This window comes from Hymenobacter setariae (assembly GCF_007713685.1).
In the GTDB taxonomy this organism is placed as follows: Bacteria; Bacteroidota; Bacteroidia; order Cytophagales; family Hymenobacteraceae; genus Hymenobacter; species Hymenobacter setariae.
Window position 1 is genome coordinate 164,130 of the sequence record NZ_VMRJ01000005.1, and the last position, 24,180, is coordinate 188,309.

At 59.5% G+C, this 24,180-nt stretch carries 13 protein-coding genes; 4 read left to right on the forward strand and 9 right to left on the reverse strand.

Annotated elements, in window-relative coordinates; genetic code table 11:
• Window positions 1–4: 4 nt before the first annotated feature.
• The 3 genes from FNT36_RS19340 to FNT36_RS19350 form a co-directional block, all read right to left on the reverse strand.
• Entirely contained in the window at window positions 5–1,336 is a 1,332-nt protein-coding gene (locus FNT36_RS19340; RefSeq protein ID WP_233636071.1) for a serine hydrolase domain-containing protein, read from the reverse strand.
• 228 nt (window positions 1,337–1,564) lie between these two features.
• Window positions 1,565–2,407, reverse strand: a complete 843-nt coding sequence (locus tag FNT36_RS19345; protein WP_144851141.1) for a hypothetical protein — start codon at window positions 2,405–2,407, stop codon at window positions 1,565–1,567.
• A gap of 261 nt (window positions 2,408–2,668) precedes the next feature.
• Window positions 2,669–5,158, reverse strand: coding sequence for an outer membrane beta-barrel family protein (locus FNT36_RS19350; protein ID WP_233636072.1), 2,490 nt, complete (start codon window positions 5,156–5,158; stop codon window positions 2,669–2,671).
• Window positions 5,159–5,992: 834 nt separating this feature from the next.
• Between FNT36_RS19350 and FNT36_RS19355 the strand changes: the two genes are divergently transcribed.
• A complete protein-coding gene (locus FNT36_RS19355) occupies window positions 5,993–7,015 on the forward strand; it encodes a sensor histidine kinase (protein WP_144851145.1) in 1,023 nt (340 codons plus the stop codon).
• 3 nt (window positions 7,016–7,018) lie between these two features.
• A complete protein-coding gene (locus FNT36_RS19360) occupies window positions 7,019–7,735 on the forward strand; it encodes a LytR/AlgR family response regulator transcription factor (protein WP_144851147.1) in 717 nt (238 codons plus the stop codon).
• Window positions 7,736–7,870: 135 nt separating this feature from the next.
• Here the strand turns inward: FNT36_RS19360 and FNT36_RS19365 are convergent, their stop codons facing one another.
• The 6 genes from FNT36_RS19365 to FNT36_RS19390 form a co-directional block, all read right to left on the reverse strand.
• Window positions 7,871–9,343 carry an SDR family oxidoreductase gene (locus tag FNT36_RS19365; protein WP_144851149.1) on the reverse strand — a complete coding sequence of 491 codons (1,473 nt, stop codon included), beginning with the start codon at window positions 9,341–9,343 and terminating at the stop codon, window positions 7,871–7,873.
• A gap of 173 nt (window positions 9,344–9,516) precedes the next feature.
• Window positions 9,517–10,845, reverse strand: a complete 1,329-nt coding sequence (locus tag FNT36_RS19370; RefSeq protein ID WP_144851151.1) for an alkaline phosphatase family protein — start codon at window positions 10,843–10,845, stop codon at window positions 9,517–9,519.
• Between the two features lie 159 nt (window positions 10,846–11,004).
• Window positions 11,005–14,163 carry a TonB-dependent receptor gene (locus FNT36_RS19375; protein ID WP_233636073.1) on the reverse strand — a complete coding sequence of 1,053 codons (3,159 nt, stop codon included), beginning with the start codon at window positions 14,161–14,163 and terminating at the stop codon, window positions 11,005–11,007.
• Window positions 14,164–14,393: 230 nt separating this feature from the next.
• Entirely contained in the window at window positions 14,394–15,164 is a 771-nt protein-coding gene (locus FNT36_RS19380; RefSeq protein ID WP_233636074.1) for a slipin family protein, read from the reverse strand.
• Window positions 15,165–15,391: 227 nt separating this feature from the next.
• Window positions 15,392–17,110, reverse strand: coding sequence for a GH39 family glycosyl hydrolase (locus tag FNT36_RS19385; RefSeq protein ID WP_144851156.1), 1,719 nt, complete (start codon window positions 17,108–17,110; stop codon window positions 15,392–15,394).
• Window positions 17,111–17,400: 290 nt separating this feature from the next.
• Window positions 17,401–18,693: a sugar MFS transporter gene (locus FNT36_RS19390; protein ID WP_144851158.1), complete on the reverse strand. Its 1,293-nt coding sequence runs from the start codon at window positions 18,691–18,693 to the stop codon at window positions 17,401–17,403.
• A gap of 706 nt (window positions 18,694–19,399) precedes the next feature.
• Here FNT36_RS19390 and FNT36_RS19395 point away from each other — a divergent pair.
• Together FNT36_RS19395 and FNT36_RS19400 are read left to right on the forward strand one after the other, a co-directional pair.
• Window positions 19,400–22,495, forward strand: a complete 3,096-nt coding sequence (locus FNT36_RS19395; RefSeq protein WP_144851160.1) for a SusC/RagA family TonB-linked outer membrane protein — start codon at window positions 19,400–19,402, stop codon at window positions 22,493–22,495.
• Window positions 22,496–22,540: 45 nt separating this feature from the next.
• The gene (locus FNT36_RS19400; RefSeq protein WP_144851162.1) at window positions 22,541–24,133 is read left to right on the forward strand and encodes a RagB/SusD family nutrient uptake outer membrane protein; all 1,593 of its coding nucleotides are present in this window, start codon (window positions 22,541–22,543) and stop codon (window positions 24,131–24,133) included.
• Window positions 24,134–24,180 lie beyond the last annotated feature (47 nt).

Here is a 24,180-nt window from a genome sequence, read left to right on the forward strand (position 1 = left end):
CAACTTATTCCTTCGTAAATGTATAGGTATTGGCTCCCTGCTTGAGAAGAAAGCTAGGCTTGGCAGCGTCGAACTCCATGCGAATGCGAGCCTGGTCGAACTTAAATACGCCTTGGCTCACGGGCTCGAGCGGAAAGGCCGACTGGCCCGTGGCTTGAGCAGAGAGCGAGCCGCCCTCTTTGGTCAGCGTAACCTTGAGCGGAATCTGCTGGCTCGCGTAGGTGCCAGCGTAGCGGTCGAGGTCGGCCGCGGCGGGCGCAAAGGTGCTGGCCGCAAAATCGGGAATTTTATAGGGCTTGTTGAAGCAGATGCTGAGCACGTCACCCATCGCGTCACCTAGAGTATAGTTGTGGGCGTTGGTGCTCAGCGTAATGGCCAGCTTGTCGTCGGGGAAGTAGCTGGCCAGCGACTGAAAGCCGTCGATGATGCCGCCATGCCCATAGCCGGGCTTGCCTTGAAATGGCATCATCATGATGCCCCGCCCAAAACCATCGCGGATGGTTTTCATCTCGCCTAGGCTGGCCGCCGACACCAGCTTGCCCGCAAACAACGCTTCCAGAAAGCGGTCGATGTCGGCTGGAGTCGATACCACCGCGCCAGCTCCGCCAGGGGTGCTCATGTTTGTTTCGGTGTCGGGCTGCCAGCCGCCGCTACCGGTGGGCTTGTAGGAGAATGCTTCCTGCTTTTTAGGGTCGATTTTGCCGCCGTAATAAGTGCTTTGGAGGCCGGCTTTGGCCACCACACGCTTTTGCAGGGCTTGGGCGTAGGGCTGCTTGCCGAGCTTTTCTATGATGTAGCCCAGCACGATGTAGTTAGAATTGCTATAGTCAAACTTTGCCCCCGGCTCGAAGTCCGGGGGATACTTGCTCATAATGGCCAGTAGCTCGGCCTGCACTTTTGGCTGGGTCATGTAGCCTAGGTAGGCTGCATCGGCCGTGAGATTGTGCAGCCCGCTGCGGTGGCTCAGCAGCTGGTCGATGATGATGGTCTTGGCATTGGGCAGCTGCGGAAAGAAGGTGGCCAGCGGCGTGCCTAGGGTCAGCTTTTTCTCCTCGATGAGTTGAAAAATCATCACCGCCGTGAACATCTTCGTGATGGAGCCCATGCGGTAGCGCGTGGCGGTGGTGGCGGGCACCGGGGGCGCCAGCTGCGCTAAGCCAAACGCGTGATTATACACCACTTGCCCATTGCGTGACACGGCTAGGCTGCCCATCATCTTATTATTAGTAGCCAAGCTAGTGAGCAGGCTATCGAGCTTGGCAGTATTTAGCTGCTGGGCGCGGGCGGCGGTGGCCACGCCCAATAGGCCGGTAAGAAAGAGGAGCCGTGCGTTCATAAGGAAAAGGAAGAAAGTGCAAGAAAGTAATCGCAGCCCAGGGAGTTGCATTACATACCTAGGGCGGGCCAAGGGCGAAAAAACGCACTAATGTGAAGACCCCACCCCCATCCCCTCCCCTCCGGGAGAGGGGAGCCTGACGTCAGCAAGCGTATGCCTGCGGTCGGCTCCCCTCTCCCGGAGGGGAGGGGCTCGGGGTGGGGTCCGCGCCTAGCCGGCGCTAGGCCATTACTTCACGGCAACTGTGCCGGCCGACTGGGCGCTGGGCAGCTGGTCGCAGCTCGTGACTACCAAGATGCGCTCGCCGGCCTGGGCGCGGGCGGCCAGCTTGCTGTACACGTACCGCTCGCGGTACTCACTGATTGCGCTGCCTAGGGTGTGGCAAAACGAGCCGCTGGGGTAGAGCGCTGTGGCTGCCTGGGGGCAGAAGTAGGCAGCGGGAGCATTCCACCACTGGCCGCCATCGGGGCAATATTTGGTGAAGGCAGCGCTAAGCTCGCTTACGTTCCGGATGACGTGCTCGGTGCCGGGCACGAAGTACTTGCTCTGGGCAATGAGCTGCTGCATGGCCTTCGTGGTAAAGGCCTTAGAGGCGCCCGTGCGCTGCTGGAAGCGCCGGGCTTCGCGCAGCAGATAATAAAGCTTGAGTTGCTCGGCATCGATCTTGGTCAGCAGGTAGTTGTACTCGGCCACTGGGTCGTCGAGGCGCTCGGTGGGCACTTGGTATTGCTGGGCCAGTAGGCGGGCATAGCCGGGGGCGCCCTTGGTTTTGATGGTAGCCTCCTCAGTATCGGCAGTGCCTAGGTCGGGTTTTTCTACCACCACCAGCGTGGGCTTGTAGGTGTCGAACAGCTGGCGCAGCTGCGTGTATTGCTCGTGTTTGGCGTCTTGGGAGTTGACCACGCCAAAGTACGTGATGCCAGAGGTCGGGGCGGTGGTTTTAGCAACTGGCATAGCAGCATACACGCCGGTCAGCGCTTGGGCATCGGGTACCAAGGCTAGGTCTTGGGCGGTAACACCTAGGGTGGAAAACAACAGGGTAGTGGCGAAGATGAAGGCAGTGGTTTTCATGACGAAGAAAGAAAAAGATGAGGGAAAGAAGAGAAAAAGAGACTGCTGCGAACGCGGTGCAAAGCAAGGCTACCGCTAGCTGGGCTTGATTAAGGTAGTGTGTTGATTTTAAAGATTTTGTGTGACCAAAAACTTAGAATTTGTCTGTTCAAATAGGTCATACCGCACCCGCTGCCGCAACTCGCTCGCGCCATGAATTGGATAATCCACCCGAGCCACCACTGCGGGCCCGGTATGCCCTACTTGAAGTGGGGGAGGGGGCTAGCCTCCGAACCCGCCACCGCCGCTGGGGGCCGCGTCGATGCGGCCGGCCTTGGCCTTGGTAGCACCGATGTACCAGGTAAAGCCCAGCCAGCCCACGCGGGTCTCGTACTTGCTGTAGAGGCTGGTTTGTAGTTCGGGAGTGGCCAGCTGCACGCGGCGCACTTGGGTGTTGAGTAGGTCCGAAACGCGGAGCGTGAGAGCGGCGCGGTCGCTGAACAGGCGCTGGCGCAGGGCTAGGTCGAGGCCGCCGGTGGGCAGCACCCGGCCCTGGGCCGTGAGCACCGTCGAGCGAATGTTGCCGGTGAGCTGCACGTCGAGGCCTTTGCGGGGCGTAAAGTTGTTGCTGAGGCGGGCCGAGCCGGCTAGGGCGGCGCGGTTGGCGGTGTTCAGGGCGTTGGCGGCGATTTCGGAGCGGAAGAGCGAGCCGCTGGCCGACACGCGCCACCACTTGGCTAAGGGCTGGGCCCAGGTCATTTCGAGGCCTAGGTTGGTGGTGCTGCCCAGGTTCTGGAAGGTCTCCTGCGTCACCACGCCCACGTTGCTGATGCGGGTGGCCAGGGTGTCGATGGTGCGGATGCGCTGGATGGCGCTCTGCGTGAAGCGGGCAAACACAGTGGCCGTGAGGCTGGTGCCGCCTGCCAGGTTTAGCTGGTGGCCCAGCTCTAGGTTGTGGCTGAACTCGGGCAGCAGGTTGGGGTTGCCCTGGCGGTAGTTGCGCGGGTCTTGGTAGAGCTGGATGGGCAGCTGCTGCATAAAGTCGGGCCGGTTGAGGCGCCGGGCGTAGCTAAACTGCAAGCGGCTCTGGCCCGGCTCCTTGCCCAGCTCGCGGGCCACCGTGGCGCTCGGAAACAGGCTGATGTAACTGCGGTTTACGTTGGCCCGGCCGTCGGCTACGCTGCCATTCAGGAAAGTGCCTTCGCTGCGCAGGCCGCCCTGGGCGCTCCAGCCGTGGGCCAGCGTGCGCTGGTAGGTGGCGTAGGCGGCGGGCATCACTTGCGTAAAGCTGTAGTCGAACGAGCGATTCTCGTCGCGCACAAAATCATCCTCGGGGTTGGCGGTGGGCGCAAACAGCGCCGTAGAGCCACTGTTGCGCAGGGCCTGCATGCGCACGCCGGTTTCGAGCTTGCCTTTGTTGTCGGCGCTGGGCAGCGTGTAGTCTACCTGCCCAAAGTAAATCTGGGCCTGCACCTTTTGCTGCTGCCGGAAGCCGGCTGGCGCGGTGCCGCCCGTCAGCAGCTGGCTCACCGGAATGTTGGCGTCGATGTTCACCATGCCAGCATTGGCGGTCAGCTCGCGGCCTTTGTGGGCCTCCCAGGTGTGGCGGTAGTCAGCCGAGCTTTCTATCACGCTCACCTTCACGTTGTTTATCTCCTGGCCTACCTGCGTAGTGACGGTGGGCGAGCCCACCGCTTGCTGGGTGAGGGTGTTGTTCACGATTTCGGTCTGGTGCTCGTAGTGCGGCTGTACGCTCAAGCTCAGGGTTTGCTCCTTGGTCAGCTCGTAGTTCAGCCCTAGGTTCAGGGTGTGGTTGCGGCTGTGCTGGTTGCCTAGGCCTTCCTGGGTAGTGTAGAGGCTACCGCCTTCGGGCAGCAGCGCCGTTTGCGCGCTGCGGTTGTTGGTGCGGTACTGCTGGTCTTGGCCGTCGTAGCCTAGGTTCCAGGTCGCTTTGCCGTGGTGGCGGCTCAGGCTGAGGCTCGGCGAGTACTTGTCGCGGGTGCCCACCACCAGCGCGGCCTGGCCGTTCCAGCCCTCTTTCTTGTTCTTCTTCGTAATGATGTTGATGACACCGGTGCCGCTGGCGTCATACTTGGCCGAGGGGTTCGTCATGACCTCCACCTGCGCAATCTGGGAGGCCGGAATCTGGTCGAGGCGGGGGCCGGGGCCGCCATTGCTGGTGCCGGCAGGCTTCCCGTCGATGAGGATGGTTAGGTTAGAAGAGCCGCGCAAACTCACGGTGCCGCTGGCGTCTACGGCCACGGAGGGCACGTTTTCAAGCACATTCACGGCGGTGCCGCCCACGCTGCTCAAATCCTTTTCTACGTTAATCACCGTCTTGCCCAGCTCTTGCTGCATCACAGCCTGCTGGCCGGTCACTTTCACTTCGGCCAGCTGCTGGGTGCCAGCGCGCAGCTTTAGGGTACCTAGGGCCAGGGTGGTTTGGCCGGGGGCCACCCGCACGGCCTGCACCAGCCCCTGGTACCCTAGGGCCTGAATGCGCAGGCGGTAGGTGCCAGCCGGTACTTTGTTTAGTTCGAAAGCACCAGTCAGCGAGGTTTGGGTGCTGGTTACTAGGCTAGTATCGGCTACTTCGGCGCGGCGCAGCAGCACCGTGGCAAAGGCGAGTGGTTCGGCTTTGGCGCCGCCATCTACAGCGGTGCCAGTGAGGGTAGCCGGCGCGGTCTGGGCCTGCGCTGCCTGGGGCAGGGCGAGCCAGGTGCTGAAACTAGCAGCGAGAACGAGCGAGTTGATTTTCAGCGAGTAATCCATGATGTGAAGCGTAGAAAAGGCGTTCTGAAAGGGCATGGCGATTCTGTTCCCAGCCGGCCGCGGTTCCGGGGGGTGAAGCGTCGGTGCCTGAAAAAGCACGAGAGAAGGGGAGGGAGCCAGCCTGCCACAGGCAGGGGGGCTAGCGTGGGCCAGCAGCGAGGAGCGCTTTTGGCGAGGGGCTGCCGCCCGGTTGGCGGCTGCTAGGGTGGCCTCCTAAGCACAACCGGGCGGCGCCAGGTTGTAGGTTGAAGAGGAGTACTAGGCTTTTGATAGAACAAACTTACAACAGGTACTTTGTTTCGCATAGTACTGTTTCAAACTTTTTAGCGAAACCTGCATTGGTGGGCTGGAAACACAGTTTTTGACCTGAAAATATTTTTTGAATTGGCTCTCTCGGCGGGAACTTTCAGCCTTTTTCAACCTCGAGTACCGAAGCTTTCCTCAAACGTTACGGGGTAGGCAGAAAAATTTTCATTAAAAAGAAACGAGCTAGCTGCTACCTCTACCCCAGATGCAGGGGGTATGGCAACCGTTGCCTGGCTTGTTCCTTTTATCGCGGGCAACACCGTTTGCATTACCTAGGGCAAACGTATTTCGGCTTTAGGGCTAGGTGAAAAAAGCTACACCAACTCGCCGTTTTCGGGTACCAACCGGGCCTTTCGCATGGGATATCGCTGCGCAGAAGGAGCTTCCCGGGCTAAAAAGAGGCTTCGGCTACGCCTAATAGAGCAGCTTATAAAACTGCTCTGCGAAGCTCAACTTCGCCCTTGGTGGCTAGGATGTATTAGGGGTTGCTGCTAGCGGGCAGCATGGGCAGGTCTTTATCTTCGTTTGATGCCGCGCCTTCTTTCTTCTCTCAAACCTGTTCTAATTCATCTGGCCGTTTGGGTCAGCTTCGGCATTTATGAGCAGTCGACCCAGTTTTTCATCAATCCCTATCGGCTTAGCTTTTTCTGGATACTACTGAACTATGGCTTAAACGCACTGCTGTTTTACAGTAATAGTGACTGGCTGCTACCGCGCCTAGTGGGGCGCCGCCACTACGTGCGCTACGCCAGCCTCACCCTGGCTATTACGTCGGTTTATGCCTTGTGCCGCGCCCAAATAGGGCTTAGCGCAGTGGCGCCCCTGGCCCCTTTCACCTTGGGGCAGCAGTGGGTAGCCTCGCTCTACCGCGGCTCGTTTTTCCTGTTCGTCAGTACTGGCTACTGGTTCGCGCGCCGGGCGGTGCAGCTCGAGCGGCACAAGCGCGAGCAGGAGCAGCAGTTGCGCCTGGCCGAGAAAAATCTACACGAGGCCAACCTGGCCTTTTTGAAAAGTCAGATTAACCCGCACTTCCTGTTCAATTCGCTCAATTTTCTCTACGCGCAGGTGTACCCGCATTCCGAGCCAGCAGCGCAGGGCATATTGCTGCTGGCCGATACCATGCGCTACGCGCTGCACGAAAATACGGCGGGCAAGGTGCCGCTCAGCCAGGAGGTGCAGCACCTGCACAACTACATCGCCATGAACCAGCTGCGCTACCACCAGCAGCTGCAAGTGCAGTTTGAGGTCACGGGCAACGACCAGTTCGTGCTCATCTTACCGCTGGTGCTCATTACGTTTGTCGAAAATTGCTTTAAGCACGGTGAGCTGGCCGACCCTGCCCACCCGCTGCGCATCGAGCTGGACGTGGCGCCCGGCCGGCTTACCTTTCAAACGCACAACCGCAAGCGCCACGGACCTAAGGAAAACCGGGCGGGCATTGGGCTGGCCAACACGCGCGCCCGCCTCGAGCTGGTGTATCCCGGTCGGCACTGCCTCACTATTACCGACGCGCCCGACGCGTACACTTGCCACCTGACCCTAGACCTTTAGTATATGATATCCTGCCTGGTCGTCGACGACGAACAAAGTGCCGTGGACTTGCTGTGCGCCTTTATTAAGAAAACGCCCTTTCTGACCCTGGTCGGGTCCACCACCAACCCCCTCGAAGCGCTGAGCCTGCTGCAAGCCCAGCCCGTAGACTTGCTCTTTCTCGATATTCATATGCCGCAGCTCTCGGGCCTCGACCTGCTACGCCTGTTGCCCGGCCACACCCGCGTGGTGCTCACCACGGCTTACAGCGAGTTTGCGGTGCAGGGCTTTGAGCTCGAAGCCCTCGATTATCTGCTCAAGCCCATTGCCTTCGAGCGCTTTTTGAAAGCCGCGCAAAAGGCGCGCCCGGCCGTGGCGCCCCCTAGCGCCCCGTCCGAGGGGCCGGCTGCTGACTACGTCTTCGTCAAAACAGAGAGCCGCGGCAAAATGGCCAAAGTCGATTTTGCCGACATTGTGTATGTCGAGGGCCTGAAAAATTATGTGGCCATTCAAACCGATAGCGAGCGCATCGTGACGCTGCTCAACCTCAAGGACCTAGAAGACCGGTTGCCGGCCCGACAGTTTATGCGGGTGCACAAGTCTTACCTCGTTTCGCTCGACAAGATTCGGGCGCTCGATGGCAACCAGATTTTCTTAAAAGGCACCAACACCTTCGTGCCGCTGGGCGACACCTATCGCTCGGCTTTTCTTGATACCCTGCAGGTGATGGGAAGGAGGTGAGTGCAGAGTGATGAGTTAGTAGAAAAACGTCTGTCATTGCGAGCGCAGCGAAGCAATCGCACCAGTGTAGAACTCGAATGGCGCGGCTGAACAGGTGTGATTGCTTCGCTACGCTCGCAATGACAGACGTTTTTCTTAACTACCGCCTTCGCCGTAGCTAATCAGGTTTTCCACCATGCCTTTGAAAATGATGCCGTGAAACGGCAGCACCGAGTACCAGTACAGGCGCCCTAGGAGGCCCTGCGGCCGGTAGGCTGCCAGTTGCTCTAGGGTATGGGAGCCATCGGCGTGGTCCACGATGCGGAATTGCAGCCAAGCCTCGCCAGGCAGCTTCATCTCGGCGTAGAGGAGTAGGCGCTTGGTGGTGCGGTCGGCCACGAGCACGCGCCAAAAGTCGAGCGGGTCGCCGGCGCGCAGGCGGCTGGGCGAGCGACGGCCGCGGCGCAAACCCACGCCACCCACCAGCTTGTCCATGAGGCCGCGGATGCGCCAGAGCCAGTCGGTTTTGTACCAGCCGCGGTCGCCACCGATGCGCCAGATATTGTCGAGCACCTCGGCCACGGGGCGGGTAAACTTGCGCTTCTGGCGGTCGAAGAACATGCCGTGCTTCGGGATTTGGATGGCGTCCATGTAGTTCTGGCGCAGGGTGCCGCTGCTCAGGGCATCGCTCCAGCTACTTACCACTTCGTTTTGCTCGATGCGCTGGAAAGCCAGCGCCAGGGCCGCCCGGTAGCTCATGCACTGGTGCGGAATGACGCGCTCGATGCTGCGCGCTGGGTCGGCTACAGTATCGTTCTTAAGGCTTTCGACTAGGCTCTGCGCCAATGAAAAAGAGGTGCTGGTAACCAAGTACAGCCACCACGACGACAGCCGCGGCGTAAGCACGGGCACCGTCACTATCCAGCGTCGGTAGCCGCGCTCGGCAGCCAGGCCCAGCAGCATTTCCTTATAAGTCAGAATATCAGGCCCGCCTAGGTCGAAGCTCTGGCCCAGGCAAGCGGGGTTGTCGAGCACAGCTTGGAGGTAAAAAACTACGTCGCGAACACCTAGGGGCTGGCAGCGCGAGTTGAGCCAGCGCGGCGTTACCATCACGGGCAGCTTCTCCACGATGTCGCGGATAATTTCAAACGACGCCGATCCCGACCCGATAATGATGCTGGCCCGCAGCACCGTAAGCTGGGCCGTGCGCGCGGCGGCCAGCACGTGCTCCACAGCACTGCGCGAACGTAGGTGCACGCTCAAGCCCGCATCGTTGGCGATGCCCGAGAGGTAGATAACCTGCCGCGCCTGGGTGCGGTCGAGGTACTCGGTGAAGTGGCGCGCCGACTGCTGCTCCAACTCAAAAAAGTCTTTTTCGCCCCCACTCATCGAGTGCACTAGGTAGTAGGCGGCGTCGATGTCCAGCGGCAGGTCGGCCAGCGTGTCGGGCTTGAGTAGGTCGCCCTGCGCCACGCTTACCCGCGGGCGCAGGGCCGCGGGCATCGAGTCGGGCAAGCAAAAGCGGCGCTCATCGCGCACCAGGCACACCACTTCGTGGCCGGCCTCGGCCAGTACGGGCAGCAGGCGCTGGCCAATGTAGCCGGTAGCGCCGGTGAGCAGGATTTTCATGGGTGGAAAGGAAAAATAATGCTCGCATAAGAACGTAGGAATGACGTAGTTGTTCGGCCTTTCTGTGGCCTTCGCACTAGCAATAAAAAAGGCCCCGTGCACTACTGCGCGAGGCCTTTGGGGTTATACAAGCGACCTAGGTTGCAACTTGGATATTCAGTCCGCTCGGCCGGCTACTGCACCACCTGCGTAGGCAGCGTGCTCTTGCCGGGGTTGAAATTCAGCCCTAGGAGCTGGGCCGTGATGGGCGCCACGTCTTGCAGTGCCATTTGAGGCAGCACCTTGCCAGCGGCGAAGCCGGGGCCGTAGCCCACAAAGCCTGTTTGAATTTGAGCATTGTCGGGGAAGAAGCCGTGGGTGCCGCCTTTGCCGGGGCGCACCAGGGCACCGTCGCGGGCGGCGCTCATCGATACCCCTAGGGCGGGCGCCAGAGCCAGTGCCGCGTGCGGGTCGGCCCCAATCTGGTCGAGCTCGGCGCGCTCTACTACCCGGAACAGCTTGCGCTGCTCGGCGGGCACGGCGGCTAGCAACTGGCGTATTTGGGCCACAGTTTTCTTGTCCTTGGGGTCTTTCAACATCAGGAAAGCCGCTGCGCCGGAGGTGTGAAACTGCGCCTTCCAGCTGCCTTTTTCGGCATTGTACAGGCCGTTTTGGGCCAGCCAAACATTGGGCGCCAGGGTGGTGTTGATGTCCACGAAGCCGTGGTCGCCGGTCACAATGACGGCGGTTTCCTTGTCGATGCCGGCTTTGGCCAGGGCTTCTACTAGGTTGCCTACTACCCAGTCGGCGGTGGCCAGGGCGCGTCGTACGTGCTCGCCATCGCGGCCGTCTTGGTGCTCGGCGTGGTCTACGCCGAATACGTGCAAGGTCAGCAGCGTGGGCTTGTAGGTTTCAAGGAGGTAGGCGGCGATGCGGCTGCCGTTTTCGTCGCCACTCACGTAGTCGCTGCTCATGTCGCGGGCGGTGAGCGGGCCGGTGGCTTTCTGCTCAATTTCCTCAAACAAGCCCTTGGGCGTGGTTTGCTCGCGCACCGGCGTTAGGCGGTCCTTCACGGTTAAGGACCACACCTCGGGCACGTTGTAGTCGACGGGCGCGCCCGCCGTCACGGGCCACGACACGGAGGCCGTTTTGCCGCCGGCCTGGCGCACGGCGTCCCACAGGGTCGGGGTTTTAATCAGGCTTTCCTCCCAGTACCAGCGCCCGGTGGCGCCATCGGGTTCGAAGGGCGAGTTGTAGTAAATGCCGTGTTGGGCCGGTGCCACGCCCGTGACAAGAGTAGTGTGCGAGGGGTACGTCACGCTCGGAAACACGCCCCGCACGCCATCGGCCGAAGTGCCCTGCGCCGCCATACGCTGCAAGTTAGGAGTCGGCCACTTGGCCTCGCGGTAGAAATCGGGCCGAAACCCGTCGATGCTGATGAGTACCACGTGCTTGGCCGGTTGGGCTAGGGCAGGGGCACCTAGGGCGAGGCTGAGGGCTAGGGTGGAGAAGAGGGACTTCATATTGAAAAAGAAAATGATATGGATTGACGTGGCTCGCCGGCCGTGAGACCCCACCCCCGGCCCCTCCCCTCTGGGAGAGGGGAGCCTGACGTTCGCCAACGTCTGCTTGTGGTCGGCTTCCCTCTCCCAGAGGGGAGGGGCCGGGGGTGGGGTTACCCGTTAGAAAGAATACCGCGCGCCCAGCTGAATCTGGTAAGGCGTACCGTTTTGGTTGGTGGTGCCCACGTTCTCGTTTACACGGTAGGTGTAGCGGCGCGTAGTCTGGTCGAAGCCGGTGGCCGTGAGCAGGTTTTGCTGGCTTAGGTTGTAGTTCACGCCCCAGTTCTTGTTGAGCAGGTTGGCGAAGTTGAACGCGTCCACGCTCAGCGTGAAGCCCTGATTTTTAAACGTTTTGAAGGTTTTTTGCAGCCGTACGTCGAAGGTGCCCGAAAAGGGGTTCACGCCGCCGTTGCGGGCCGCGATGGTACCTAGGCTGCTGCGGATGTAGTCCACGGCGCGGTTGTCGGGGTTAGCCAGCACTTTCTGCATGGCGGTGGCCACGGCGGCCGGCGTGTTGGGGTTGCTGGGGTCAAACACGAAGGCCAGGTCGTTGTCGGTGCCTGGGCCGCCCACGAAGTCGCCGTTGATGTCCGAGTCCACGGTGAGCGAGTAGCGCGTGCCGCCGATGCCCGTGAAGCGCCCGCTCAGCACGAAGCCCTTGAAGCTCGGCGAGGCGCCGAAGAACACCACCTTGTGCCGAAATTGGTTGTCGGAATAGTTCAGCTCGCTCAGGTCGCGCGGGTCTGACTTGATGGGGCGGAACGTGGACGTATTGGCCACGTTGCCATTATAGGAGGTGTTGTCGCGAGTCGAGTTCCAGGTGTAGCTGGCGTTGAAAAAGCCGTCCTTGGCGTAGCGCAGCTCGGCATCGGCCACCATCGTAAACTGCTGCACCTTGGCGCCGTTGGTAAACTCCAGGGTGCGGCCCACGGCCTGGGTTTTGCGGCCCAGCACGTTGTTGGTGATGCCGCCCGCCGTGATGGTGTTGGCCGGCACAAACACGCCACGGCCGCCCTCGTTATCGAGCGTGAAGTAGGGCTGGTCCACCAGGTTGCGGTCCAGGTACACGTAGTTGTTTTTGGTGTACGAGTACAGGAAGTTGGCGCCCACCCGCAGCCAGCTGCTCACCACGCGGTTCAAGCTCAGGTTGGCCTTATAGATGCTGGGCACCTGCAAGTTTTTGTCGTTCAGGTTGATGGTCGAGACGTAAGGCACGCCGGGCAGCAGGCCGGGCGCCGTGTTAGGGTCGGCGCGGTAGGCCGGGAAGTTGGGCCTAGGTACCGGGTTGGCGCCGGTCGAGGGCCGCGTCACGTCTACCGAGCCCACCAGCGTGCCACTGTTCTGGATGTTGTTGACTTGCGCGTAGTTAACGGGGTTGGCCGAGAATACGCCGCCGCCCAGGCGGATAATGCTTTTGCGCTCGCCCTTCACGTCCCAGGTCAGCTGCACGCGGGGCTGAATGTTGTTCCAGTCAGTGGGGTTGTTGTCGGTGCGCAGCCCTAGGGTCTCCTGCACCACGGGGTTGTAGGCGCCCGCCGTGAGGTAGCTGGTCAGGTCCCAGCGCAGGCCTACGATGGCCTCCACGTTGGGCAGCGGGTTGTACTGCATCTGCCCAAAGAGCGAGGCATTGAGCACGTACTGCTGCACCGACGGAATACCGCGAAGCGGCACCTCGCGGGCGTAGCGCGACGGGTTCAAGTCGTTGAACTCCTTGAGGCTATTGAACACAAAGCGTCCATTTTGCTCGCTCGAAATGTAGGTGTCGAGGTAAGTCAGCGTGTTGTCGGTGCCGAAGGTGAAGTTGTAGCGGCCCTTGGTCCAGTAGCTGGTGTTCACGAGCTGCACCTGGTTTTCGAGGTTGCGTTCGGGCGTGAAGCGCTGGCCGCCGAGCTGCACCGAGGTGCTGCCCTGCCGGCCGTTGGGCAGCAGCGAGCGCACTGTCACAATGGCCCTAGGTATGTTGGCCGACGGCAGCTGGTCGTTAGTGTCGTACTCGCGCTTCACGGTCTGGTACTGCACCTTCAGTTCGTTCACGAAGGTGGGGCTGAGCTGTGAGCGTAGTGAAAGCAACGTGCTGCTTTCGCGCGATTTAAAGTTGCCATACACCTCGTAGAGGTTGATGGACGAGTTGTCGTCGGTGCTGTTGGGGTTGTTCCAGTCGCTGTAGTTGTTGCGCAGCGTCAGGCGGTGGCGGTCGTTAATCTGCCAATCGAGGCGGGCAAAAAAGGTGTTGGCCAGCGTCTTGCGGCCAAACTCGCCCGTTTGGGGGCCGCTGCCTAGGCCGTACTTGGTGCGCCCGATGGTCACCACGGAGTCGAGCACCGCCCGGCTGATACCTAGGGCATTAGCGTCGGCATCCGACTTAATATCGGCAATGAAAAACGGCGATGACTGGTCCTGGCGGTCCAGGGCCGTGAAAAAGTGCAGCTTGTCTTTAATAATCGGCCCGCCCAGGCTGAAGCCATACTGGTTAGTAATAAAGTTCTGCGTCCGACGGTTGCCCCGGATGTCGTAAGGGCTGGCCAGGAAGTCAGCCCGGTAGTAATCAAAAATCGACCCCGTAAAGGTGTTGGTGCCCGACTTGGTCACGGCGCTGATGGTGCCGCCGCCCTGCCGGCCCTGGGTCACATCGTACACGTTGGTGGACACTTCAAATTCGCGGATGGCCTCCAGCGACAGCGAAAATGGCCCATTGCCCACTGCGCCCGAGGTCAGGTTGTTGCGGGCACTTACCCCATCGATGAGGTAGTTGGTCGAAGAGGCCAGCTGCCCGCTCAGGCTGCCGCCGTTGGAAGTTGGGGCCAGCGCCGCCAAGTTGGTAAAGCTGCGGTTGAGCACCGGAATCTCCCGGATGGTTTGGTCCGTGATGGCCGTGCTGCTGCCCAGACGGTCGATGCGGCTGTTGAGGGCGTTTCCCTTCACTACTACTTCTTGCAGGCCCACGCTGGCGGGGGCCAGGGTGAAGTCCACAGCCAACTGGTCGCCTAGATTCAGCGCCAGGTCATTTTTTACTTGCGTGCCCGAGCCCACAAAGCTGGCTCGCACGGTGTAGGGCTTGCCCAGCGGCAGTTGCCGCAACCGGTAGCGCCCGTCTACGCCAGTCACGGTAGAAGTCTGGAAGCCAGTGGCTTCATTGCGCACCATTACCACTACGCCTGGCAGCGTTTCTCCCTTGTCGTCCACCACGCGCCCCGCAATAGAGGCGTCGGTAGACTGGCCGAAGCCGGAGTAAATACTAGTTATCCAGAAAAGGATTAAAAGGAGAAAACGTTGGCCCATATTCATGAAGGGTGAATGAGGGCGCAAAGGTGACCGGGTAGTATTACGGCATTGTCACGGCTAAAAAGGCGGTGCGTTATCTTTAGGAAATAATATATTGTCTTAGGCCAAGAAATAGGCTTTTCGCCAGACCTAGGGTCTTCGGTATTACCCTTATGTCATGAAACAAAAAGTGGCGCAACCCTGCCGGGCCGCGCCACCTCTTTGGCTACCACATACCCAAAAGCGACCTAGGCGGCCGGCTTTTCGCCCTGGTTCACGAGCTGCGTCAGGCTCTTTGCAGCTTGTGTAAACTCGGAGGGGATAAGTACCACCGTAGTCGTGTTGTTGTCGATGCCAATTTCGGACAGCATCTGCATGCGCCGCAGCTCCAGGGCGATGGGGCTTTCCTCCATCTGCTTGGCGCCCTGCGTGAGCTTGATGCTGGCCTCCAACTCGGCCTCGGCCTTAATGATGCGGGCGCGCTTCTCCCGAATGGCCTCCGCCTCGCGGGCCATCGCCCGCTGCATCGACTCGGGTATCTCTACGTCCTTGATTTCGACCAACTCTATCTTAACGCCCCAGGCCTCGGTGGCGGCGTCCACTATTTGCAGCAGCGCGCCGTTTATCTGGGCGCGCTCGCGCAGCACCTCGTCGAGCTGGTGCTGGCCGATGATATTGCGCAGCGCCGTGACCGAAAGCTGGTACACCGCCTTGTTGTAGTCGGCCACTTTAATCACCGCGTCGGCTGGGTTTAGGACCTTAAACCACAGCACGGCATTGACCTTGATAGTCACGCTGTCCTTCGTAATGGTTTCCTGCTGCTCCAGCTCCACGGTCTTGATGCGCATGTCAATCGTTTGCTGGCGCTCGATGAGCGGAATGAGCCAGTACAGCCCCGGCCCCCGCGTGCTGGTATAGCGCCCCAGCCGAAACACGATAGCGCGTTGGTATTCCTGCGCAATGCGCAAACTGCTAATCAGCAGCAGAAAAGCGATAAAAAGCAGGATAGGCAGCGCCATGACCTAGGGGGTTGAAAAGTGTATGGTGTGTATCGCTAGGTGGGGCTGTTTATTACACCTAGGGCTCGCCGACTGTGAGACCCCACCCCCAGCCCCTCCCCTCTGGGAGAGGGAAGCCGGACGACTAGTCACGTTCGCTTACGCCCGTTTGCGGTCGGCTCCCCTCTCCCAGAGGGGAGGGGCTGGGGTGGGGTCTAACGTTAGGGCAGCGACTTGCCAGCCTTAGGCTACCAGCTCAGGCGCAGCAACGATACGCCCTGGCGCGGCAGCGATACGTGCAGCTTGGCTTGACCCTGTTGTGTGCTTACCCAGGCCGGCGACGTGAGCAGCGCCAGCTGCCCAGCTTGCGCCAGCGTAGTCTGCTGGGCGGCCGTAGGCGCCTGCGGCGAGCCCATGCCTTGCCACACCGCGTAGGAGTTACTGTGCTCCTGGTCGATGCGGTAGTGCTGCACGAGCGCCTGGCCAGCGGGCAAACCTTGCAGGTTTAGGTCTAGGTCGGCGGCGGGGGCGGGTAGGTCGTCGTTGTGATAGTTCCAGAGCAGCACGGCGGCCGAGTGGCCATCGGCCGCCAGCGTGGCCATCGCGCTGATGTCGGGGCGCTGGTTTTGGGCTTGGTTCAGAATTTCGGCCACGCTCATGGCCTGGGGGTTGGCCACGGCCACGCGCTGGCCGCCCATCATGCCCAGCATCCGAAACACATTCAGCACTGGCTTATCGACGCCGTTGGTGGCCAGGTCGCGGAAGCCGGCAAACCACGGTTGGTTTTCGAACTCAAACGACCAGCTCACGGCGCCCAGCAGGTTTACCTGGTTTTGGTCGGCCAGAGTGTAGAGGCGGGCGTAGGCAGCGGCGGTGTAGCTCGAAAACATGGTGCCGTTGCGGTAGGCATTGTCGGGATTGGTTTGCACGCCGCAGGCGGCACAGCCCTCGGGGTCGTTTTCGCCTAAGATGATGGGCAGCTGGCGCAGCTCGGGGTACGAGGCTACGATGGCCATGCCCTTCTGAATGTCGTTCATCTGGGTGGCCATGTTCATGCGCACGTGGCCGTTGGTCAGCTTGGGTGCGCCCTTAGCATGGAAGGTCACAAAGTCGAGGCGCGTGCCGGTTTTGCCGGTCACGTAGTTGGTGCCGCGCACGCAGTGGTCCAAGAAGCTCTTTAGAAAATCGGCGGCCTTGTCCCAGCCGGGGCCGGTAGTTTCGGGGCCACCTAGGCTGGCGGCGGGCAGGGCGCGGTGCACGGCGGCCTCCGAGTAGTCAAATAGCTTCTGGTACTCCTCGGGCGTGCCTTTCCAGTAGCCGATGTTGGGCTCGTTCCACAGCTCCCAACGCCAGGTTTTGACCTCGGCCTCGCCGTAGCGGGCCACGCTGTGCTTCACCCACTGGTACACCAGCTCGCCCCACTTGGCGTAATCTTTGGGCGGGTAGGCCCAGCCGGTGTAAATGTCGTTGTAGTTGTCGCCGGGCTTCCAGTGGTGGCGGTAGGGCGTGGGGTGCGACGAAAGCGCCTCGGGCATAAAGCCCAACTGGGCAATGGGTTTCATACCGCGCTTGATGTAGCTGTCCATGATTTGGTCCACGATTTTCCAATCGTACACCGGCCGGCCTTTTTTGTCTTCGGTGTAGGCGTTGGTGGAGCCCCATTTGAAAGCGGCGGTGCCATCGCCGGTAGTCAGCATGTTGTGAGCACGCACGTACACGGGCACTGGGCTCAGGGCCGCTAGCTCGGTGAGGAGCTGCTGGCCATCCTTCATAGTAGTGTAGTTGGGCTCGTCGTAGCCAAAGTAGGCCCACAACGGTTGCATGGTGCCCTGCGGTTTGGCAAAATCGACGGTGATGGGTATAGGTCCCGCGGGTGTGGGCTGTGCTAGGCCAGGAGTACTTAGGGCCAGCGACCCGGCGAAAATGCTCGCCCAACGGCGAAAGGTAGCAGCAAACCAAACAGACATGAAGGATAGAGTAGAAAAGGTGGTTGGGTAGGAGGCCGTAAGGTAGGGCGCTTTCGTCCCAGAGTGGCGCCGCTTGGCACCTAGGGCCCGTTAAAACTGCTCCGCGCGGCCAAGCTCTTTTGTCAAAGACCGAGTTGGCCCAGGTTCTCAATTGTCTACTCAGCGCCGCCAGTAAGTGTGCTGTAGTTGCCTGGTAAGCAGTAAGTATGTGCCACCAAGCGGGCACAAAAAAAGGTGGCTGCCAATGCGGCAGCCACCTTTTGTAGAACTAACTAAATCGAAGCTGGGGGCTACGCCACCACTGTTTCGCCACTGGCCCGGCGGCTGCCGCGCAGCCCGTACCACATAATGTAGGCGTAGCACACGATGGGCAGCAGCAGTGCCAGCCGTAGCCCGCCCTGGTCGGCAATGGCCCCGAATAGCATGGGCACCAGCGCCCCGCCCACAATGGCGGTGCACAGCAGCCCCGAACCTTCCTCGGTGTGGCGCCCTAGGCCAGCCACCGCCAGCGTAAAGATGGTGGGGTACATAATGGAGTTCATCAACCCTACGGCTAGCAGGCTCCACATGGCAATGGCGCCGGTGGTGTTAATGGAGATGAGCACTAGTGCTACTGCACCTACGGCCGTGAAGGCTAGTACTTTAGCAGGGCTAAATTTATTTAGTATATAAACGCCAGCAAATCGGCCAATCATAGCGAAAAAACCATAAAAGGCAAGTTTTTGGCCGCCTTGCTCTTCCGTAAAACCCATTACATCAGGCAAAGCAAAGTAATTAACCAAGTGAGAGCCAATCGCTACCTCCGCTCCAACATATGCGAAAATTCCTATTACTCCAAATACCAAATGTGTATAGTTCCACGCGCGCTTACCATCAATAGTATTTTCTGCATCGCCTGCACTAGCAGTAGCATGTTCGATAACTGGAAGCTTTATCTTGCTTAGTAAGAAACTAATAGCGAGTAATAAGAGCCCAATAACCAAGTATGGTATTTGAACTGCACTTACATCAATACTAGCTGCGTTGACAGGAGTAGCCTGAGTCGGTAGATGCTTCAGTATGAGATAACTCCCTATTACAGGAGCTAGAGTAACCCCCAGCGAGTTGAACGCCTGCGTGAGCGACAAGCGCGACGAGGCCGACTCAGGCGGCCCCAGGATGGCCACGTAGGGGTTGGCCGCCACTTGCAGCAGCGTAATGCCCGAGGCCAGCACAAACAGCGCCCCTAGGAACAGCCCATAGGCGCGTTGCGCCGCCGCTGGGTAGAATAAAAACGCGCCCACGGCCGCCACCACAAAGCCCAGCAGCATCCCTTTTTTGTAACCTAGGCGGGCCACTAGCTTGCCGGCCGGGATGCTCATCAGAAAATAAGCCCCGAAAAAGCACAGGTTGATGAGGTTAGCTTGCGCGAATGAAAGCTGAAAAATGGCTTTCAGGTACGGAATCAGAATGTCGTTGAGGCAGGTAATGAACCCCCACAAGAAGAAGAGGGTCGTGACCGCGGCCAGCGCCGACGTATAGCGCTGCGTAGAAGCAGCCGCCGTAGAGCTAGTGCGAGTGATGGTGGGGGCGGGAGCAGCCATAGGTAAGGAGCGTGAGCTGGAAAAATAAGTAGAAAGCAACCTTAGGTGCCAAAAGTACAGCCTAACCGTATCAATACCTGTGCTTCAAGGCGGTGCTCGCGCTTAACAGCTAAAACAATTTAGCTTTTTATTCTTAGCATACCTGACTTGCAATATGCAAACGTTTGCACATATAACTCTTCTTAATTCCTTAGCTTTTTAAGTTTTCAAAGACTGCAATCAATATTTAAGTGATTGTTTATCAAAGATAAATTCGTAAATAGACTATGTTTTTGTTATGTGCAATTCAATACTTAGCCAACTCTCACAGAGTAATTAATGATTAAAGCTGAACAATGATTTTATGCAGTCTTTGAAGTTAATAAAACAGCATCAATTGGTAGTCTTCAGCTTATATAAGAGCAAAAGTTGACTCACTGTGACCTCCAATAAAATTAGGTGAATACTTGATTTTATTTAAATCATTCATACTTTTACGTCGTTAAGCCGAGTTTAAGCTCCCTTTTTGCTCTTTTTGCTTCCTATCGCTCATGAAGCTAGCTAATAGCTAAGGGTGAGCGTAGGGCCGGCCAATCACCATTCATTCCGAACTACCAAGCGAGGCAGTATTGCTGTTAGCGAGCCCTAGGTCACTGCTTTGTCGGATAGTGCAATCGTTTGCACGAAATACGCTTCTGTTTGCTTCTCCACATTTACTCCCACCCATATGAAAAAGCTTGTACCCCCCGCGGGGCGGCTACTAGTGCCGGTGCTGGCGTGCTGCCTGCCGCTGGCCGTAGCTACGGCTGCCCCCGTGGCGGCGCCCACCACCTTGTTGCGTAAGGCTAGCCAGCCCACCGCCACTATCACGGGCCGTGTAACAGACACCAAGGGCGAAGGTCTGCCCGGCGTGACAGTGCTCGTGAAAGGCACCACCAACGGCACCACTACTGGCGCCGATGGTAGCTTCTCACTCGACGCACCCGACAATGCTACTCTGGTTTTCTCCTCTATCGGCTACGCCGGGCAGGAGATTCCCGTAAACGGCCGCACCACCATCAACCTGACGCTGAGCGATAGTAACCAGGCCCTGAGCGATGTAGTGGTAGTGGGCTACCTAACCCAGAAGCGTGAAGACGTAACTGGCTCGGTAGCTTCGGTATCGGCAGTAGATGCTAACCGCGCGCCCGCACCCACACTGGCCGAAGGCATTCAGGGCCGCCTGCCTGGTGTAACCATTGCCAACTCGGGCGTGCCGGGTCAAGCGCCGGTTGTCAACATCCGCGGGCTAGGTACGCTGGCCAGCGGCAGCGGTCCACTTTACATCGTAGACGGCCTCTGGACCGATAACCTGCGCGATTTTAACCCGCAAGATGCTGAAACGATTCAGGTACTGAAAGACGCGGCTTCGCTAGCACCCTACGGCTCGCGCGGAGCCAACGGCGTTATTATCGTAACCACCAAGCGTGGCAAAGCGGGCAAGCCTCAGTTGCAGTTCAACGCCTACGGCGGCCCGCAGAACATCGTAAAGCGCCTAGACCTTACTAATGCTGCCCAGTGGGCGGCCATTACCAACCAGGCCTACGACAACGCGAAGATTGACCGCCAGCCCTACGCTAACGCCCTGCCTGCGGGTATTGACACCGACTGGCAGAAAGAGCTGTTTCAAACCGGTTCGATTCAGAGCTACGACCTAGGGCTGTCGGGCGGCGGCCTCAACGACAACGGCGGCCGCTCGAACTACAACCTCAGCGGCAGCTACTACAAGCAGATTGGCACCATTGCCGGGCCGCAGTTCGAGCGCTTCACGGCGCGCATCAATACGGGCCTGACCACCGGCAAGCTCCAGATAGGGGAGAGCCTGCTGCTATCGCGCGTCAACCAGCAGCTTGTCAATGGCCTGCCATTTATCGACGTGGTACGGATGCTGCCCGTGACGCCCGTGTACGACCCGGCCAACCCTGGTGGCTACGGCCTGAGCACACCCAACGCGGTGTCGTATGGCACCAACCCCATTGGAGCCCAGCAGCTTAATGTCAATACCACCACCAATAATCGTCTTCAGGGCAGCATTTTTGGGGAGTACTCATTTACGCCCTGGCTACGCTACCGCCTCAACCTAGGGCTGGAATATCTAGCCTTCCACGACCGCTCGCAGAACCGCTTTGGCCTGCTGCGCTACATCGGCGACCCCACGGTGCTGTCGTCGTATGCCGAAAATCAGGGAAATAACTTGTTTGGGCAGGCCGAAAACACGCTAACCTTCGACAAGAGCTTTGGCAAGCACAGCCTGACGGCACTGGTGGGCTACAGCCGCCAGTACTTCAGCAATGAGTTTACGCGTGGCGTAAACTTTGGCTACGGCACCGGCCCGGTATACTACTGGGCGCTTGATGCGGGCACCCAAAACCCGCAGGTAATCGGCTCTTCCTACGTGAATACCAAGGAGTCGTACTTTGCCCAGCTCACTTACGACTACGACCAGCGCTACCTCATCACGGCAGCTTACCGCAATGATGGCTCGTCGCGCTTCGACCCCAACAACCGCCGTGGCAACTTCGGGGCGGCGTCGCTGGGCTGGCGCATTTCGAAGGAGCGCTTCTTTGAGGGCATCACGGCCATTAGCGACCTCAAGCTGCGCGCCTCTTACGGCCGCCTCGGCAACGACCAGCTCTCGGGCCCTTACGGTGGCTCGTACCTCTACCTAGGCAACATCAACCCCAACGTTAACTACCCGCTAGGGTCGTCGCAGGCCATTGTCAATGGAGCCATCCAAACGGCACTGCCCAGCGTGGGCATTGGCTGGGAAACCCGCAACACGTCCAACTTCGGCTTTGATATTGCCTTCCTCGAAAACCGTCTGACCTTCGGGGCTGACTACTACATTTCGCGCACCACCGACGCGCTGGTAGCACCGCCCATTCCGCTGCTGTTTGGCAATGCTGGCGACAACCCTTACCAGCGCATCGGCAAGATTGAAAACCGTGGTTTTGAGTTCTTGCTGGGCTACAACGAGAACCGCAATGCCTTTAAGTACGGCATTTCGGCCAACCTCTCGACCCTGCGCAACCGCGTGCTCGACGTAGGCAACAGCGGCAACCAGCCTAACTACTTCAACGCCGGCCCGAGTGGCGTAACGCGCACCGAGGCGGGCTACGAAGTGGGCTCGTTCTTCCTCTACCAGTTTGATGGGGTGTACCAGACTGGCGAAAGCATTCCGGCTGGCTTGCAAGCAGGCGACGCTCGCTACCGCGATACCAACGGCGACGGCACCATCAACGAAAAGGACCGCGTGCACGTGGGCCGGGTGTTCCCCAAGTTTCAGTACGGCCTCAACCTGACGGCTAGCTACGGTGGCTTCGACGCGGCCGTGTTTCTGCAAGGCATTCAGGGCAACGACGTGTTTAACAACACCCGCTACTGGACCGACCGCATCGACCAAACCGGCAACTACCGCACCGACCTTAACCCCTGGACGCCGACTAATACCAACACGAGCACGCCGCGCCTAGTGGCCGCCGGTCAGTCGGCCGTCAATAACTCGCAGTACAACTCGACGCGCTGGCTGGAAGATGGCTCGTACCTGCGCCTGAAGAACGTACAAATTGGCTACTCGCTGCCCCAGGCGGTGATGGATAAGCTGCGCGTGATTTCGCGCCTGCGCATCTACGCCACGGGTCAGAACATCTTCACGGCCACTAAATACAGCGGCTACGACCCAGAAACGGTGGGCGGCACTGGCGGCATCTTGGTGCGCGGCCTCGATGAGGGCCAGTACCCCAACATTCGCACCTTCACGCTGGGCATCCAGGCTGGTTTTTAAAGCGCCAGCACCTTCTGATTTCTACGCTTTTAATTCCCGCCCGATATGAAATTCTTTAATCTAAAACTGCTGGGCCTGGCCGGTGGCCTACTCCTAGGTGCCACGTCTTGCCAAAAAGATATTCTAGACCAGCCCAATCCTAACCTAGCCACCACTGCTTCGTTCTGGCAGAACAGCGATGATGCTACCAAGGGTGTGCTGGCGGCCTATAGCGGCTTGCAGCAGCTAGGCACCTACCGCCGCTGGCTCAACTTCGCCCTTGACATTCGCGACGATGAAGGCTTCAGCCAGAGCCCTTGGAACGAGCTGCGCGACTTCAATCGCTTTATCATCGGCAACTATGATTTTGAAGTAAACTTAACCATCTACCGTGACCACTACCGGGCCTTATCGCGTTGCAACCAGGTGATAGACAACGTGCCCGGTATTGCGAGCATGCAGGCCACGCCACAGGGTGTTACCTTGCAAAAGCAGATTGTGGCCGAGGCAAAGTTTTTGCGGGCGCTGTACTACTATAACCTCGTATCGCTCTACGGCCGGGTGCCGCTGGTGCTCAACCAGGTTACTAACCTAGGTGCCATTCCGGCGCAGGCCACCGACGAGGCTCAGGTGTGGAACCAGGTATACACTGACCTGCTGGCCGCCATTCCTGACCTGCCCGCCACCTATAGCGGCAATGACGTGGGCCGCGCCACTAAGGGCGCCGCCCAGACCCTGCTCGGCAAGGCCTACATGCAAAACAAGCGCTGGGCCGATGCCTCTACGCAGTTCAGCGCCGTTATCGACTCGAAGGTGTATAAGCTGACGGATGCTTACGTAGATAATTTCCGCCACACGACGGAAAACAACTCAGAGTCGATTTTTGAGGTGCAGTTCACGGACGCCAAGCGCGGCGGCAACGACGGCGACGACGCTACCTCGTCGGAAGGTGGGCAGCGCTCGCAGTTCTTCGGCGTGCCCGGCTTCGGCTTCAACGATGGTGAGGTGCGCCCTTGGGTGGTAAACGAGTTCTTGAAAGAGCCCACCCCAGCCGGCCAACGCGACCCGCGCCTGGCGGCCACCGTGTTCTACAACCGCTTCGACCAAACGCAGTTTCCGACTGCGCTGCCCGTTGACAATGACCGCGGTGTGTACGGACAAGGCAACTTCGAAACTCGCTACGCCAGCGATGCCCGCAACCTAGGCCGCGTGTATTGGCGCAAGTACCAGACCGACTACTACCGGCAGTTTGAAGACTTCGACTCGCCCATCAACCAGCGCGTCATGCGCTATGCCGATGTGCTGCTGCTGCAAGCCGAAGCCCTGAACGAGCAAGGCCAGACGTCGGTGGCCGTGCCGCTCATCAACCAGGTGCGCCAGCGGGCCAGCACCGGCTTGGCGCCATTGGCCCCCAGCAGCTTCACGCAAGCCACGCTGCGCACGCAGCTGATGCACGAGCGCGTGACGGAATTGACGGGCGAAGGCACCCGTTGGTTTGACTTGCAGCGCTGGGGCTACTTCGATACCCAGGCGGGTATCAGTAGCCTGGCTGCACACGATGCCGATTACAGCAACTTCACACTCAATAAATCGCGCCTGCTGCCCATTCCGCAGACCGATGTGGACCTAGCCCGCCTCACGCAAAACACCGGCTGGTAGTCCACCCGCCCGGTGCACGTGCAAGGGGACCGCTGGAGGTATCCGGC